Annotated in this window: 12 protein-coding genes and 1 pseudogene; all 13 read left to right on the top strand. The window is 43.3% G+C overall.

All coding sequences use genetic code 11. The features are described 5' to 3' along the window. The first annotated feature begins 232 nt into the window (after positions 1-232). Entirely contained in the window at positions 233-628 is a 396-nt protein-coding gene (locus HZA08_06090; protein ID MBI5192996.1) for a transposase, read from the top strand. Beyond that, positions 625-765 carry a hypothetical protein gene (locus HZA08_06085; GenBank protein ID MBI5192995.1) on the top strand — a complete coding sequence of 47 codons (141 nt, stop codon included), beginning with the start codon at positions 625-627 and terminating at the stop codon, positions 763-765. The genes HZA08_06090 and HZA08_06085 overlap by 4 nt, the downstream gene beginning before the upstream one ends. Before the next feature lie 178 nt (positions 766-943). After that, the gene (locus HZA08_06080) at positions 944-1879 is read left to right on the top strand and encodes a cysteine synthase family protein (protein ID MBI5192994.1); all 936 of its coding nucleotides are present in this window, start codon (positions 944-946) and stop codon (positions 1877-1879) included. A gap of 282 nt (positions 1880-2161) precedes the next feature. After that, positions 2162-4807 carry a pyruvate, phosphate dikinase gene (locus tag HZA08_06075; protein ID MBI5192993.1) on the top strand — a complete coding sequence of 882 codons (2646 nt, stop codon included), beginning with the start codon at positions 2162-2164 and terminating at the stop codon, positions 4805-4807. Between the two features lie 135 nt (positions 4808-4942). Further along, positions 4943-6184: a bifunctional diaminohydroxyphosphoribosylaminopyrimidine deaminase/5-amino-6-(5-phosphoribosylamino)uracil reductase RibD gene (gene ribD, locus HZA08_06070; protein ID MBI5192992.1), complete on the top strand. Its 1242-nt coding sequence runs from the start codon at positions 4943-4945 to the stop codon at positions 6182-6184. Positions 6185-6283: 99 nt separating this feature from the next. Further along, positions 6284-6490, top strand: a complete 207-nt coding sequence (locus HZA08_06065; protein ID MBI5192991.1) for a hypothetical protein — start codon at positions 6284-6286, stop codon at positions 6488-6490. 221 nt (positions 6491-6711) lie between these two features. Next, on the top strand, positions 6712-7194 hold the full coding sequence (locus tag HZA08_06060; GenBank protein MBI5192990.1) for a hypothetical protein: 483 nt from the start codon (positions 6712-6714) through the stop codon (positions 7192-7194). Between the two features lie 201 nt (positions 7195-7395). Then, entirely contained in the window at positions 7396-7986 is a 591-nt protein-coding gene (locus tag HZA08_06055; protein ID MBI5192989.1) for a riboflavin synthase, read from the top strand. Positions 7987-8179: 193 nt separating this feature from the next. Then, positions 8180-10295, top strand: a pseudogene (locus HZA08_06050) (DEAD/DEAH box helicase family protein). A gap of 12 nt (positions 10296-10307) precedes the next feature. Next, positions 10308-11828: an N-6 DNA methylase gene (locus tag HZA08_06045; GenBank protein ID MBI5192988.1), complete on the top strand. Its 1521-nt coding sequence runs from the start codon at positions 10308-10310 to the stop codon at positions 11826-11828. Positions 11829-11895: 67 nt separating this feature from the next. Continuing rightward, positions 11896-13164 carry an AAA family ATPase gene (locus tag HZA08_06040; protein MBI5192987.1) on the top strand — a complete coding sequence of 423 codons (1269 nt, stop codon included), beginning with the start codon at positions 11896-11898 and terminating at the stop codon, positions 13162-13164. Then, positions 13164-13847: an RloB domain-containing protein gene (locus HZA08_06035; protein MBI5192986.1), complete on the top strand. Its 684-nt coding sequence runs from the start codon at positions 13164-13166 to the stop codon at positions 13845-13847. The genes HZA08_06040 and HZA08_06035 overlap by 1 nt, the downstream gene beginning before the upstream one ends. Further along, positions 13844-14388 (top strand): restriction endonuclease subunit S (locus HZA08_06030; protein ID MBI5192985.1); only part of this gene is annotated, 545 nt, incomplete at its 3' end. The genes HZA08_06035 and HZA08_06030, both read left to right, overlap by 4 nt.

Here is a 14388-nt window from a genome sequence, read left to right as displayed (position 1 = left end):
TGGTTTTTGTCTGTGGCAGAAGCGGTTGGAGAAACACCGGTTTCGTTGGCCGGAGTCTGGATGTGAGGTAGTGGAGATAGGGGGTCAATTCTATTTTACTATCTACAAGTACGATTTTCTTACAGAGCAGATACGGCTATTAAGGGCTTCTATACATGCCCGTAAGTCTGAGAAGTCTGCTTAACAGGCAAGTATGTAGATTCCATTCCATTATATCGCCAGGAGAAGATATTTGAGAGAGGCGGATGAGAAGAAGTTTACAGCAGACGAACGTTACCAATTACGCCAGGAGAAGTCTGTTCCGCTGTTGAAGCAGATTAAGAAGTGGCTTGATGATATTGCACCCAAGACACCTCCTCAGGGCCTTCTTGGCAAGGCTGTATCTTATGCACTTAATCAGTGGGAACGCCTTGAGAGATATACGCTGGATGGGCTGCTGCGTCCTGACAATAATCTTGCAGAGAATGCGATAAGGCCCTTTGTTGTATGCCGCAAGAACTGGCTATTCTCAGCAACTCCAGAAGGTGCTGCAGCAAGTGCTACCATCTACAGCCTGATAGAAACAGCAAAAGCCAACGGCCTTGAGCCATACCGTTATCTAAGGTACATGTTTGAACGCCTGCCATGACACCTTCTATACGGATTGCACTGGAGGATCTCAATCTGGAACGTATCACTGTAGTTTATACGGGGGAGAAGAGATATTCGCTTCATAAAAAGGTTGAGGTAGTACCGGTTGAAACAATAATAGGAGGGATGCCTTGACAGTAATTACCTCATTTACTTATAATCTCTTCACGATTAAAGGATGAATTAGAAGATAGAAATCATAAGTTAGAGGAAAGAAGCAAGAAGTCAGAAACAGGAAGTATAAAGATACGTTCCTAAGATATTCCCTCCCCCTTGAGGTGGGAGGGTTAGGGTGGGGGTGAAGACAGGAGACATGCTTTACAAAAATCTGATTGATACTATAGGGAACACGCCGCTGGTTGAATTGGGGAATCTGACTCCTAATAAGGATGTTAAGATTTATGCTAAGCTCGAAGGCTTTAATCCTACAGGCAGTGTGAAGGACAGGATTGCCAAGTATATGGTTGAGAAGGCTGAGGCCGCGGGAATCCTGAGCAAAGATAAGATACTCCTTGAACCCACAAGCGGGAATACGGGAATATCACTTGGTATGGTTGCAAAGATAAAGGGGTATAAGCTCACTGCTGTTATGCCTGAGAGTATGAGCCTTGAGAGGCGGGAGATACTGAAGGCATTTGGTGTGGAGATAGTATTATCACCTGGAGACCAGGGAACTAATGGGGCGATAAGAGTAGCCCATGAGATGTTAAAGGACAATCCGCAGTATATTATGCTTGACCAGTATAGTAATGCGGCTAACCCTGGTGCACACTATGAGACTACGGCTGTTGAGATATTACGGGATGTGCCTGAGCCTATAGATTATTTTGTTGCCGGCCTCGGTACAGGCGGTACTTTGATGGGGGCAGGGCAGAGGTTAAAAGAGCATAACCCGAATACGCAGATTATTGCAGTCCAACCTTATCCCAAGAGCGGGCTTCAGGGGTTGAGAAGCCTGCTTGATGGTTACACCCCCCCTATACTTGACATTAAAAAGCTGGATGGGAATGAGTTCTGCAAGGATGAAGATGCCTTCAGGATGGTGAAAGAGCTTGCGGATAAAGAAGGTATTTTTGCCGGAATCTCTTCAGGTGCGATAATGTATCATGTGATTAAGCTGGCAAAGAAGATGAAATCAGGTGTTATTGTTACACTCTTTCCTGACGGCGGATGGAAGTATGTCAGCGAGCGGTTGTGGACGGAGGATGTAAAGATTATCAGTGATAAGATTCAGGGGCCGCTGTGGTAACGGACAATCATAGACAGAAGTCAGACGCAAGAGGTAAGAAGTTAGAAGCAAGAAGTAAGAAGAATTATCTCAGGATTACACAACCCCACCCTCACCCGGACCCTCTCCCTGAGGGAGAGGGTGTTAAAGTTTATTCCCTCTCCCCTTGCGGGAGGGGGTGTTATGCTAATTCCCTCCCCTTCAAGGGGAGGGTTAGGGTGGGGATGGGTTTTGCAATGTGGAATGGTGGGTTATTGTTATTTAATATCGCTTTTTGCATCTTAATAACAGGAGGATTTTATCATGGCAACGAAAAAATACGTTTACTTCTTTGGGAAGGGTAAGGCAGATGGGCGCGGGGATATGAAAGACCTGCTTGGCGGAAAGGGTGCGGGGCTTGCAGAGATGACCAATCTCGGTATACGTGTCCCTCCAGGATTTACTATTACTACGGAGGCATGTACTGAATATTACAAAAACAATGAGGCATATCCTTCAGGGATGTGGGACCAGGTGCTTGAGAATCTGAAGAAGGTTGAAGAAGATATGGGGATTAAGTTCGGCGATTCTGATAATCCTCTTCTTGTTTCTGTCCGGTCAGGTGCTAAGGTTTCAATGCCTGGAATGATGGACACTGTTCTTAATGTCGGCCTTAATGATAAGAGTGTTCTTGGGCTTGCAAAAAAATCCAAAAATGACAGGTTTGCGTATGATGCCTACCGCCGTTTTATAACTATGTTCGGAAGCGTTGTTATGGGCATAGACAGGAACCTTTTTGAAGAAATCCTTCAGGAGAAGAAGGATGAACTGAGATTGAAACAGGATACGGATTTGGATGCAAATGTCCTGAAGGATATTGTCAGCCATTACAAAAAACTTGTTAAAAAAGAGACCGGCAAGGAATTTCCTATGGACCCCGTAGAGCAGATGATGATGGCAATAAATGCGGTCTTTAATTCATGGAATGCGGCGAGGGCTATTACATATAGAAAGATTCACAATCTTCCTCATGACATGGGGACTGCGGCAAGTGTAGTTGCAATGGTCTTTGGAAACATGGGAGAGACATCCGGTACAGGGGTGGCATTCACAAGAGATCCGAATTCAGGAGAGAGAAGATTCTTTGGGGAGTGTCTGATGAATGCTCAGGGGGAAGATGTTGTTGCCGGAATCAGGACACCTTTTCCGATTGAAGAACTTCAAAAGTTAGTGCCGGATGCATATAAAGAATTGGTTTCAATTTATCAGAAGCTTGAGAAGCATTACAAAGACATGCTTGATATTGAGTTTACTATTCAGGAAGGCATTCTCTTCATGCTCCAGACCAGGACAGGTAAGAGATCAGCGGCGGCGGCACTCAAGATAGCAGTGGACATGGTTGAAGAGGGGCTTATTGATAAGGAGACAGCGATTTCAAGGATTAATTCTGAACAGTTGGATCAACTACTGCATCCAATGATAGACCCGGATGTTAAGGTAAAGGTTGTTGGAAGAGGTCTTCCGGCATCTCCTGGGGCGGCTGTCGGACGTGCTGTATTTAATGCTGAGGATGCAGAAAAGATGGCAAAAGAAGGCGAGCGGTGTGTACTTGTCAGGATGGAGACATCTCCTGAGGATATAGGAGGTATGCATGCGGCACAGGGTATATTGACATCAAGGGGGGGCATGACATCACATGCGGCGGTGGTTGCCAGGGGGATGGGTAAGCCGTGTGTTGTCGGATGCAGTGATATTCAGGTGAAGGAAAAAGAGAAATACTTTAAGGTTAATGACGAGATTATAAAGGAAGGGGACTATATTACTATTAACGGGTCAACCGGTGATGTAATACCCGGAGAGGTTAGCCTGATAAAGCCCAAGCTGAGTGAGAGTTTTGCGACTATCATGAAATGGGTGGATAAGATACGTACGCTTAAAGTCCGTGCTAATGCTGATACGCCTTATGATGCACAGGTAGCAAGGGACTTCGGTGCAGAGGGGATAGGGCTTTGCAGGACAGAGCACATGTTCTTTGAACCTCACCGTATCAAGGCTGTGCGCGAGATGATATTATCCGATGATATAGAGGGAAGAAAAAAGGCGCTTGCAAAACTCCTCCCAATTCAGAAGGGGGACTTTACTGAGATATTCAGGGTTATGAAGGGCCTGCCGGTAACCATAAGATTACTTGACCCGCCTCTTCATGAGTTTCTTCCTCATACTGATGCAGAGATAGAAGAGCTTTCAAAGGATATGGGTGTTCCCGCTGACAGGCTTATGGCGAAGAACAAGACATTGTTTGAGTTTAATCCTATGCTCGGACACAGGGGGTGCAGGCTTGGAATTACCTATCCTGAGATATATGAGATGCAGGCAAGGGCTATATTTGAGGCGGCATGTGAACTTGAATGTGAAGGTGTAAAGGTTGTGCCTGAGGTTATGATACCTCTTGTCGGCTTCTTAAAAGAGCTTGTGATGTTAAAAGATATGGTTGACAGGGTTGCAGAAGAGGTAATGAAAGCCTATAAAGTTAAACTGAAATATCAGGTAGGTACTATGATTGAACTCCCGAGGGCTGCCCTTGTGGCGGATGAGATTGCAAAGACAGCAGAGTTCTTTTCATTCGGTACAAATGACCTGACTCAAACAACACTTGGTCTCAGCAGGGATGACGCAGGAAAGTTCCTGCCGTTCTATATTGAGAAAGGCATTTTCGATACAGACCCCTTTGTATCTATTGACCAGGAAGGGGTAGGTCAGCTTATAAAGATCGGTATAGAAAAGGGGCGTTCTTCAAGAACAAACATGAAGGTCGGGATATGCGGTGAACACGGCGGAGACCCCAGGTCCATAGACTTCTGCCACAGGGCAGGTATGGATTACGTAAGCTGTTCACCTTATCGGGTCCCTATTGCAAGATTTGCAGCAGCACAGGCGTTTCTGAGAAGCAAGAAGGCTGAAGGTAATTAGGCTGAAGGTAGAAGTAAGAAGCAAGAAGTGAAATTAAAATTCCCTCCCCTTCAAGGGGAGGGTTAGGGTGGGGATGGGGTCTTTTGGATTTACCCCGAACCCCCTCGACCCCTTGAACCCTTTCTAAAAAATACTATGACCCCTGATGAAAAATATATGCGGCTTGCCCTTAACCTTGCCAGAAAAGGGACAGGTATTACCAGCCCCAATCCAATGGTCGGGGCTGTCATTGTTAAGGATGGGTGGATTATAGGGAAGGGGTATCATAAGGGGCCCGGAAAGTTGCACGCCGAGGCTGAGGCATTACAGAATGTGTCTATTGACCCCAATGGTGCAACTTTATATGTAAATCTTGAACCCTGTTGTCACACAGACAAGAGGACACCTCCTTGTACAAAAGAAATAATTAAATCAAAAATCAGGCGTGTTGTAATCGGTATGAATGACCCTAATCCATTGGTAAATGGCCGTGGTGTAAGAGAACTTGCAGATGCCGGAATCGAGATTGAGAATGGTGTTTTGCAGAGAGATGCATCAATGCTGAATGAGATGTATTCTAAATTTATAACCACAAATATACCTTATGTAATAATGAAGGCCGCAACAAGTCTTGATGGCAAGATAGCCCTCGCTTCAGGTGAGTCAAGATGGATTACGGGAAAGGTTGCGAGGAGATACTCACACAGGTTAAGGGCTATGGTTGATGCGGTAATGGTCGGCATAGGGACTATCCTCACTGATGACCCTTCTCTTAATGTGAGACATATTGACAGCAAAGGTAAGCAGCCGTTAAGGATTATATTAGATTCAAAACTGCGGATACCGGTTACAGCAAAGGTCCTTCAGGTGAACTATCATGAAACAGGTGTTTCAAAAAGGAAAACGAAAATCCCCCCCTTGTTAAGGGGGGAAAGTTCCTCTGGTTCTCAATGGCCAACGGCAATCCCCCCCTTTGTTCAAGGGGGGGCATGGGGGGGTGATTCTCGGATGAACTCAGAACAGGCAACTATGGTGGTTACTACAAAAGCGGCTCCTTTGGACAAGATTGAGGCTCTGGAGAAGAATGGCATTAAGGTAATGATTGTTGAGGAGAGGGAAGATGGCGAAGTCGGCCTCAAATCCCTGATACCGATTCTCGGGAAATCCGGGATAACAAGCATACTGATAGAAGGCGGTTCCAGTGTTAATGCTTCGGCACTGCGTGAAGGTATTGTTGATAAAGTAGTAATGATGTATTCTCCAAGGATTATCGGCGGAAGTGATTCTGTAAATGTAGTCGGTGGTTCCTCACCTAAATCACTTGATGACTCGATCTTTTTTAAGAATATCAAAATAAGGAGACTGGGGGAGGATATTATGGTGATAGGATATAGGTGAGAGGTAAGAGGTAAGAATTTAGAAGTAAGATGTTAGAAGTTAGAAGTAAGAAGGAAAAGACAAGAGGCGGGAAGGAAGGTAAGCCGGCAAGGAGGGGGATTGAAAAGGGAGATTGTTATGGTGGTCATGTCAGTTATAATAACTTTCTTTATTTTTTCAGACCTTTCTTTTGCCGATCAGCTAAATTCCCCTTTAGAAAATAGGCGGGACAAGAATGTCCCGCCTATCCTCAATTTATTCATGGATAGGCGGGGTTTTCCAACCCCGCCGGGGGGGGCTCAGGTGAAAAATCACATTACATTGTAATCTATGCCTTTTCTGAAAACTTTGTATGGCAGGAGTTTAACGGGGGAAAATTACTTGAAGAAAATGGGTTTATATATGGGATTGGTTTTGATGCTAAGTTAGTTTATCCATCACAAGAAACCTTAAATACCGGATGGGAATTATTACTTGGAAAGATAAACTATGACGGGTCCACAATCGAGACAAGGGAGAAGGCAGTCAGCATAACTGATTATTTAGGAATGAGGGTTGAGGCAGACAAAGGATTTTATAAAAGACTTGGTAATGATATATTAATTGAACCTTATTTCGGCGGAGGTTATCGCTGGTGGTTGAGAAAAATTAATGATGGACAGACAACAGCAGGGACACCTGTAGTAGGGTATACAGAACTGTGGCAGACGCTTTATTTACGCACCGGTGTTCGCGGAGAAATAAATAGAGGAAATAGTATTAAACCATTCGGCAGTCTCGGTCTGAATATCCCGGTTTTTACAACCAATAGTGTTCATCTTAGTCAGATAGATTCAACATTACCTGATGTAACACTGAATCCACGTGGTCAGTTATCGTTTAATGCGGAGGCCGGGATTGCAAAAGGAAGGCTTCAACTCTTACTTTTTTATGAACAGATGAGATACGCAAAGTCTGCTGAGGTATCAAGGGTTTTTCAGCCGGAGTCAAAGGCGGATATTTTTGGGATACGGGTAGGGGCAGAGCTGTAAAAGACAGTGAATAGTGAATAGTAAGAAGACATAAGAAGCGAGAAGATAGAAGAAAGAGATTAGAAATTCCCTACCCCATGTAAGCAAAGGATGCTATGGGGTAGGGGGATGATGAGCTAAATTTCTATTCCCTCCCCCTTGACGGGGGAGGGGTAGGGTGGGGGTGTGCTATGGGGATTTTCAGGGATAGGAAAAGATAAGATGTTTACCGGAATCACAGAAGAGCTTGGAACAATAAAGGCTATCAGGTCACAATCAGGCGGCATACGTCTGTCAGTAGAAGCTAAGGTTGTTATGGAAGGCATGAAGACCGGAGACAGCATCGCTGTAAACGGTGCATGTCTGACGGTTACAGAGTTTAACAGCTCTGTATTTTCAGCAGATGTCTCAAGGGAGACAGTAGATAAGACTGGAATTGGTAAATTAAGGGTCGGTGATAGGGTCAATCTCGAACGCCCCATGAGGCTTTCAGACCGCCTTGGCGGACACCTTGTTTCAGGCCATGTGGACGGTGTTGGTGTAATCAGGGGGATAATTAATAAAAGTGATGCATCAATCTTTACCATTGAAGCCCCTAAGGATGTATCGAAATATCTAATCTATAAAGGTTCAGTTGCAATTGACGGCATAAGCCTTACAGTAAATGAGGTTCAGGGAATAAGGTTCTCCGTAACTGTTATCCCCCATACAGCCGAAATAACAACACTCGGTCTCAAAAAGATCGGTGACACGGTAAACCTTGAGGCAGACATGATTGGGAAGTATGTGGAGAGGTTTACTAAAGGAAGTTAATCATCAGAACTCATATCTCAATGTAGCAAACAGGTTGTCGTTTAATGACTGAAAAGGGGACTGATTTATTTATTGGAATGGATTGTTGACATAAGAGATAGCTTTAGTAAAATGCCGCTGTGCGACGGGACAAAAAATAAATCTGTCCCCTTTTTACATTTGACCTGCCAAGGCTAATTGATTAGAATACCACATGCTTGAAAATGAAGCAGATACTTGCCGAAGGTATGTCCTACCAAAACTCTACGCATCCGGATGGAGTGATGACCATATTAGCGAACAAAAGACTTTTACTGACGGAAGAATAGTGGTTGTTGGTGACAAATGTTTCCGTAAGAAGCCAAAGCGGGCTGACTACATATTGAGATATAAACGGGATATGATGATTGCTGTTGTAGAGGCAAAGGCATCATATAAAAAACCTGCTGACGGCTTGCAACAGGCAAAAGAATATGCAGAAATACTAGGGTTAAAGTTTGCTTATTCGACGAATGGACATGGCATAATAGAACATGATTATCAAACAGGAAAAGAAAGGGAAATTGAGACATTTCCATCTCCGGATGATCTATGGAATAGAATAAGATATGCAGAGAATATTACAGATGACAGCTTTTCAAACTTGATAACCGCTCCCTGTTATCACCTTTCAGGTAAAACACCCCGTTATTATCAGGAGATTGCAATAAACCGTACAATTCAGGCTGTCTTAAATAGTAAAAAACGTGTTTTGCTAAACATGGCAACAGGTACAGGCAAGACAGTTGTCGTGTTTCAGATAATATGGAAATTATGGAATAACCGCTGGAACAAGGCAGGTGAGTATAGAAGACCAAAAGTGCTTTACCTTGCCGATAGAAATATTCTGATTGATGACCCAAAAGATAAGATATTTACCCCATTTGGTGATGCACGGTGGAAGATAGAAGGAGAGGCAATAAAGAGTCGTGAGATCTATTTTTCCATTTATCAGGCTATTGCCAAAGACGAGAGGCGGCCGGGCCTTTACCGTGAATACCCGAGAGATTTTTTTGATCTTATTGTAGTGGATGAATGCCACCGTGGAAGTGCGAGGGATGAGAGCAACTGGTGACTATGAAACCATAATATCAATTAAAGCAAGGACGGAGGCTATAGCAAAACATCTTACAGATTACTTAAAGAAAGCTAACAGATTTGATAAGACCATAGTATTTTGCGTTGATCAGGAACATGCAGAGGATATGAGGAAGGCATTAAATAATCTCAACTCAGATCTTGTAAAAGAATATCCTGATTATATATGCCGTGTGGTATCTGAGGAGGGTGATATTGGAATGGGGCATCTCAGCCGCTTCCAGGAATTGGAGACAAAGACACCTGCCATCTTAACAACCTCAAAGCTATTGTCAACAGGTGTAGATATGCAGACCTGCAAGAACGTAGTTATTGTAAAGGTCATAAATTCGATGACAGATTTCAAACAGATTATTGGGCGAGGTACAAGGGTTCGGGATGACTATGGAAAACTATATTTTACAATTATAGATTACACGGGGAGCGCCACAAAACTCTTTGCAGACCCCGAATTTGACGGTGAGCCTGCCTTGATTACTGAAGAGGAGATGAACCGGATTGGTGAAGTTGTAGGCGAACCGGTAAGTATATTACCGGATGATATAAGGAAAGAGTACGATGCTATAGAAGATACTCCTGTTGATAAATCCATTAGTGAGGAGAATGATACTAAAAAGCTGTCGCGAAAATACTATGTTGATAATGTTGTTGTCGAGATAATTGCAGATATTGTCTATGAGCTTGGCACGGACGGAAAAAAACTAAGGATTGTAAAACTGACAGATTATACGGGTGAGAAGGTAAAAGAGATCTTCACTTCTGCCGCAGAACTACGGTCAAAATGGGGTATTGAAGAAGAAAGGTCAGCAATCATTAATGCATTGGAACAGAAGGGTATTTCCTTGGAAGAGTTAATAAAGGTTTCCGGTGACCCGAATGTTGACCCATTTGACCTCCTGTGCAATCTTGCCTTTAACTCACCTAAAAGGAGCAGGAGGGAACGTGTAGAACGCCTCAGGAAAGAGGAGAATCAGTTTCTGGAAAGGTATGATACTGATGCAAGGCAGATTCTCAACGAACTCCTTGAGAAATATATTGAACATGGCACCCCACAGTTTAAGATACCGGACATCTTGAAAATTGACCCTATATCAAAGCATGGGAATGTCATGGAGATAGCAAACAAGTTTGGTGGAGTTGAGAGATTAAGAGAGGCAGTAACTAAGATACAGAATCTTTTATATGCTGCATAATGGAGGGTATTAGTGACCACTGCACAACAATTAAGTTCAATAATAAAATCGTGCCGTGACATCATGAGAAAGGATAAGGGGTTGAATGGTGACCTTGACCGCCTTCCAATGCTGACATGGGTTATGTTTTTGAAATTTCTTGATGATATGGAACTGCTCCATGAAACAGAGGCCTCACTTGCGGGACGGAGATATAAGCCCATTATTGAACGTCCATATCGCTGGCGTGATTGGGCAGCAAAAGAAGACGGAATTACTGGTGATGACCTCATAGACTTCATTAACAATGATGAAGCTATCGGTACTGATGGTAAAAGAGGCCTGGGCCTTTTTGCTTATCTCCGCTTACTTCAGGGGACAAACGGAAACGATAGACGGGATGTGATAGCAACAGTCTTTAAAGGCCTCAATAACAGGATGTTAAATGGCTACCTGCTTAGGGACATATTAAATAAGGTAAATGGGATTCACTTCACATCTTCAGATGAAATTCACACTATAGGCTATCTATACGAATCCATGCTTAAGGAGATGCGGGATACTGCAGGAGATTCCGGAGAGTTTTATACACCAAGGGCGGTTGTAAAGTTTATGGTAAAGGTGATTGATCCAAACCTGGGTGAGACTGTGCTTGACCCTGCCAGCGGTACAGGCGGTTTCCTTGTTGAGACGTATGAACATCTTAAGGCCCAATGTAAGAGAACAGAAGACTTCAACAAACTTCAGGAAGAATCTATTTATGGCATTGAGGCAAAATCGCTCCCATACCTACTTTGTCAGATGAATCTTATGCTGCATGGCCTTGAATATCCCCGGATAGATTCAGGTAATGCCCTGTGTTTTCCACTCAATGAGATAGGGGATAAGGACAGGGTTGATATTGTATTAACCAATCCTCCATTTGGAGGTGAGGAAGAGAAGGGGATACAAAATAATTTTCCAGAAGATAAAAAGACATCTGAAACAGCCTTGCTGTTTTTACAACTGATTATGAGAAAATTAAGAAGACCTGTCGCCGGTAATAAACCAGGACGATGTGGAATAATTGTACCAAACGGAACGCTGTTCGGAGACGGCGTGTGTGCAAGGATAAAAGAGGAACTACTTAAAGAGTTTCATCTTCATACAATTGTCCGCCTTCCCAATGGAGTCTTTGCCCCGTACACAGGCATACCAACAAACCTTTTATTTTTTGACAGGGGCGGGCCAACAAAAGAGATCTGGTATTATGAGCAGCCTTTACCTGATGGACGCAAAAACTACACAAAGACAAAGCCTATACAGTTTGATGAGTTTGGAGACTGCCTCAACTGGTGGAATAACAGAAAAGAGAGTAACCAGGCATGGAAGGTAAAAGTTGAAGATGTTATATCAAACAATTACAATCTGGATATTAAAAATCCTAATTCTAAAGATGACTTTGAACACCTGCCGCCTGAAAGACTGGTGGACGATATAGTTAAGAAGGAACAGAGGATTCTGGAGATAATGGCAGATATACGGCAAGTACTTGGAAATCAGGCTAATTCATAATTATCTCTTGACTTTTGCATTTTTTATGCAATAATGCCTTAAAGATTTCTTTAATTGAGGAATTAAAATGCTTATTGAATTCAAGGTAACAAATTTCCGTTCTATTAGAGAAAATCAAACCCTCAGCTTAGTTGCAGGAACAGGGGCGGAACTGCAAGACCAAAATGCCTTTTCTTCGGGTTTATCAGCATTGCCATACCTACTTAGGTCTGCTGTAATTTATGGCCCTAATGCAGCAGGCAAGAGCAATCTTATGCGCGCAATGTACTTTATGCAGAACTTTGTTTTGACTTCACAAGCTTTGCAGGAAGGAGAAAAAATTAATGTAACTACCTTTCTGCTTAATAGTAAGAACCGCATGGAATCCAGTGAGTTTGAAGTGATTTTCAATCAGGACGATGTGCGCTATCAATATGGTTTTGCAGTCAATAATGTCAGAGTTACACATGAATGGCTTATTGCTTTCCCTGAGGGAAGGCCCCAGCACTGGTTTGAACGAACTTTTAGTTCACAGAAAAACAGTGACAACTGGAGCTTTGGCAGCAAGTTTGAGGGTACCGGCCGGTTACGCAATATTTGGCAGAAGTCAACCCGCCAAAATGGCCTGTTTCTTTCTACAGCTATTCAGCTTAATAACGAACAGCTCAAACCGGTATTCAACTGGTTTCAGCAGAAGCTTGCTGTTATTATGCCTGGTTTAGGGATTAATCTGCAATTTTCAATAGATCAGTGTACATCAGAGGAAGGCAAAAGACGAATGATGGAGTTCATGAATGCTGCGGATTTGAGCATTCATGATATAGAGCTTCAAACACAAAAGGTAAAAAAAGTATCAGTAAAATTTGATGTTATTAAATCTGCATCCTCACAATCTGTTGCAGAGTCTGAGGTTACTACTGTAAATTTTCTTCATAGAATCCATGATACACATGAGCTTATACCAATTCAATTACCTGAAGAATCTGATGGTACTCAGAAACTTTTTGCATTTGCCGGGCCATGGCTGGATGTGTTGGCTAAAGGCCACATCCTGTTTGTTGATGAGTTGGATACGAGCCTTCATCCACTTATGGTGAGGTTTCTCATCAATCTTGTTCATAATCCAGAAATCAATAAAAATAATGCCCAACTGATCTTCACAACACATGATACTTCTATTCTCGACACAGATATTTTCCGTCGGGATCAAGTCTGGTTTGTGGAAAAGGACAGGGAAAGTGCTACTACACTTTATCCTCTAAGTGATTTCAGCCCACGTAAAAAGGAAGCACTTGAAAAGGGATACCTTATGGGCCGGTACGGCGCCCTTCCGTTCATCGGAGAATTTAAGTTTTAATGGGAACGGATGATCTTTTCCATAAGCGAAAGGCCCGAAAACTAGAATCTTTACGCCGAGAGGCAGCAAAACGTGCGCCTTATGACGTTGTCCTGATTGTATGTGAAGGGGCAAAGACCGAACCCTACTATTTTTCAGGTCTTCGTGAATATCTGCGGTTAAGTAATGCGAATATTATAATCGCTGACAATACAAAGGGGTCTGATCCGCTTAGCGTTGTTAATTGTGCTCTTAAAGAATTCAATAAATATCCACACTATGATCGTGTCTACTGTGTATTTGACAGGGACAAGCACACCACGTACGCTGCCGCACTCGATAAAATCAGGTCTACTCCTCTTAAAAACGATGCAGTTCTTAATGCTATAACCTCTGTCCCCTGCTTTGAAATATGGTTACTTATTCACTACGTTTACACAACCCGTTCTTTCAGTACAGCGGGGGGTGCCTCCAATTGTGAGTTGGTAGTATCGGAAGTAAAGCGGCATATCCCTGGCTATCAAAAGGGTAGTAGAAGTATCTGTGCAAAGCTCAGTGACAAAGTGGGTTCTGCTATTATAAATGCAAAGAAATTGGAATCATTTCATAAAAATAATGGCACAGATAATCCGTCAACAAATGTGCATGAACTGGTAGAATATCTCCAGAATTTAAAAAGAAATATTTTTGAGGCTAAGTTATGAGTAAGCCGTGGCCGATGGTGCCGCTGGGAGAGGTTGCTCTACCTGTTGAACGCCCGGAAGTGCTTATTGCAGGCATTGAATATCGTCAAATAGGTGTGAAGCTATGGGGCGAAGGTGCCTATGAGCGTGAAGCAATTGACGGAGGCCAAACAAAATATAAGACACTTTCCAAAGTAGAGGCAGATGATATTATTGTTAACAAGATATGGGCAAGGAGCGGCAGTATTGCGGTTGTCTCTGAGCAACTTTCCGGTTGCTATGGTTCAGGTGAGTTTCCCACGTTTGCGCCGCTTAGAGATAAACTGGAGCCTCGATGGATCCACTGGTTGAGCAAAAGAAAGGACTTTTGGGAAAGGTGTGATGAAAAATCTCGTGGGACCAGTGGAAAGAACCGAATTCGTCCAGAACGGTTCTTAGAGATAAAAATTCCCCTTCCCCCTCTCTCCGAACAAAAGTACATTGTGGCACGGATTGAGGAGCTGGCCGCAAAGATTGAAGAGGCGAAAGGGCTGAGACAAAAGGCGGTTGAGGAGGCGGAGGC

It is taken from the genome of Nitrospirota bacterium, assembly GCA_016212215.1.
Taxonomy (GTDB): domain Bacteria; phylum Nitrospirota; class 9FT-COMBO-42-15; order HDB-SIOI813; family HDB-SIOI813; genus JACRGV01.
Note: the sequence above shows the minus strand (reverse complement) of the source record. Positions and strands in the feature narration are given on the sequence as shown.

Bases quoted from the DNA above. Each gene is read 5' to 3' on its own strand.
- HZA08_06085 (MBI5192995.1), top strand. From the start codon at position 625: ATGACACCTTCTATACGGATTGCACTGGAGGATCTCAATCTGGAACGT.
- HZA08_06040 (MBI5192987.1), top strand. From the start codon at position 11,896: ATGCTTATTGAATTCAAGGTAACAAATTTCCGTTCTATTAGAGAAAAT.
- HZA08_06035 (MBI5192986.1), top strand. From the start codon at position 13,164: ATGGGAACGGATGATCTTTTCCATAAGCGAAAGGCCCGAAAACTAGAA.
- HZA08_06080 (MBI5192994.1), top strand. From the start codon at position 944: ATGCTTTACAAAAATCTGATTGATACTATAGGGAACACGCCGCTGGTT.
- HZA08_06055 (MBI5192989.1), top strand. From the start codon at position 7,396: ATGTTTACCGGAATCACAGAAGAGCTTGGAACAATAAAGGCTATCAGG.
- HZA08_06075 (MBI5192993.1), top strand. From the start codon at position 2,162: ATGGCAACGAAAAAATACGTTTACTTCTTTGGGAAGGGTAAGGCAGAT.
- ribD (MBI5192992.1), top strand. From the start codon at position 4,943: ATGACCCCTGATGAAAAATATATGCGGCTTGCCCTTAACCTTGCCAGA.
- HZA08_06060 (MBI5192990.1), top strand. From the start codon at position 6,712: ATGAGGGTTGAGGCAGACAAAGGATTTTATAAAAGACTTGGTAATGAT.